The sequence below is a fragment of the Pseudoalteromonas luteoviolacea S2607 genome, from assembly GCF_001625575.1.
Taxonomy (GTDB): Bacteria; Pseudomonadota; Gammaproteobacteria; order Enterobacterales; family Alteromonadaceae; genus Pseudoalteromonas; species Pseudoalteromonas luteoviolacea_E.
In genome coordinates this window covers 1-2,065 of the sequence record NZ_AUXV01000059.1, presented here as the reverse complement: position 1 = coordinate 2,065, position 2,065 = coordinate 1, and the positions used below count along the sequence as shown (strand labels likewise).

General features: G+C 38.2%; 2 protein-coding genes and 2 pseudogenes. All 4 read right to left on the bottom strand.

Annotated features, from left to right (window positions below):
- Positions 1–324: pseudogene (locus tag N480_RS20205) on the bottom strand (transposase); the annotation flags it as partial.
- Positions 325–702: 378 nt separating this feature from the next.
- Positions 703–1,041 (bottom strand): hypothetical protein, encoded by a 339-nt coding sequence (locus N480_RS20200; RefSeq protein WP_155732915.1) that lies wholly within the window; start codon positions 1,039–1,041, stop codon positions 703–705.
- A gap of 154 nt (positions 1,042–1,195) precedes the next feature.
- Positions 1,196–1,642: a hypothetical protein gene (locus N480_RS20195; RefSeq protein ID WP_063374260.1), complete on the bottom strand. Its 447-nt coding sequence runs from the start codon at positions 1,640–1,642 to the stop codon at positions 1,196–1,198.
- Positions 1,643–1,829: 187 nt separating this feature from the next.
- Positions 1,830–2,065 (bottom strand): annotated as a pseudogene (locus N480_RS25685) (transposase); the annotation flags it as partial.

Below are 2,065 nucleotides of genomic sequence, written 5' to 3'. Positions count from 1 at the left end.
AAACTTATGCGTCAACCAAGTGCCTTTAAATTGCTTATGCCAGCGTATAATTATGGCTTTGTCCGTTAGACGTTTTGCTTTTTTATCATCAACATATAGAACAATATGAGTATGATTACTCATCACTGCATACGCACACACATCAATACAAAACACCTTAGCAAGTTGGAGTAGCTTCTCTTCAACCCACCCCCTTCGATGCTCATAAGACTTGCCCGTTGCTTTATCTTCTCCGCATAAAAACGCACGCCTTACGCATCGTGATATGCAGTGATAATACTTGGTGTCCACCAAGCTAACTTGCCGACTTCGCGCTGTTGCCATGAATTGAGCGCCTAACTTTTAACCATAACTAAAAGATAGACGATGCTCGACTCTTTGCCAAATTTAAGATGGGTGTCTTCTTAAAATTTCTTTCTTGTTTCCACTGCACACGGCGCTGGCGTCATTGCACAGAAAAAAGGCGCTCACTGAGCGCCAATTTTGAATGGGTGTCAACTTAACTCCTTGGTATCTACCAAACTAACTTGCCTTTTTCGAGCCGTTGCCATAAAAAACGCCGCCTAACTTTTAACCATAACTAAAAGATAGACGATGCTCGACTCTTTGCCAAATTTAAGATGGGTGTCTTGTTAAGTTTCGCATCTTGTTAAGTTTCGCATACGTAGAGCGTCCATATATGTCTTGTTAAAACCGTTCAACCTATTTCTTAAACTTCCCTCTAAAGTCCTTATCCCAATCCCTATCTAACTCTCTTACTTTATTAAAAGACAAATAGATATTAACAACACACAATAGCATCATTAAAATGACGAACAAGCTTAACCCTCCAATAAAGCACTCTATTATACTTGATGTAATAGCACCAAGTGATACTGTTAAATACATCAACTTTCCCGTTGAAAGTATTGAAGCTACAAGCGCTAGAATTACAATAATAGATGACAAAATCTTTAATCTTTCTTCAGAGGCGATTTTCTCATCAACTAATTTATCAAACTTATCTCTTTTTGCTTGCTCTAAGAGTTTTTCATTTTCCATGAACTTTTCAATTGAACTGAAAGTTTGCGTGTCACCGTCAACCTTCACACTAGTATCGTCCACTACAAAGTTATCAGGTAGCCTCTCTGTCGTCACTAGCATTGAAAGCAAGCAAACCCAGAAGGTGAGTATTAAAAAGTAAAAAGTTTTCATCTTAACAATTTATCCAGCAATATTTGTCTTTGTGATTAGAGAAGCTATATTCAGATGAATATGAGAACTTTCCTGTATCAACTGATTGTGACCAATGCAATGTAATATCTGCGTCAAATACACTTTCTGATACATTAACAGAGTACGGTACCTCCACTATTTTATATTCATGAATGGTTTCAAACCTCACGAACTCGTCATATTTCTTAATGTCTGGCAAGGCTTTATCTAACACATCCGATTGTGCTACAAAGCCTTTATGTTTCAATAGCTCTACAACCTTTCCTTTCCCTGCTGACGCCAGAGCCTCGAATAATACATCATGAGTTTTCTCCCCATTGATTTTACGCGTCCAACTTCTACCCGTTTTTACCTTTTTCAATACTTTACCAAAATACTTCTCTCCTTCAGCATTCAAATTTAATGTGAAATTTAATGTGACACCCATGTCAATTTATACCACAACTACACCTCAACATGTTTCAAAGCAGAAACAAACCACTAAAAGTAGCGCAATTCGCTTTTAACCTTTGATAAATTACTTAACTTGATAACTTTGTCGGGATTTCAGACATGACTAACCACGTCACTTTTAAAAGCTACGTTGAAATTGGGGTGTTAATGTATATTAGAGACTAAGCGAGTAACTCACTACACTGAGTGAGGCTACCTCGTCGTTTTAGCTTTAAGTGCTCGCAATACTTTTGTTTAGCATCGGGCCTACCCACTGAACCTTTGAACACCTTGGTAAACTGAGTGGTGAGCTTTAACCAATTCTCTGGTTGGATATTGAGCCTTGCTAAGATGGGCTGGGCGTCTGTGATAAACCCTCGTTTATCCTCACGTATACATCGACCTGTCAAATCAACAA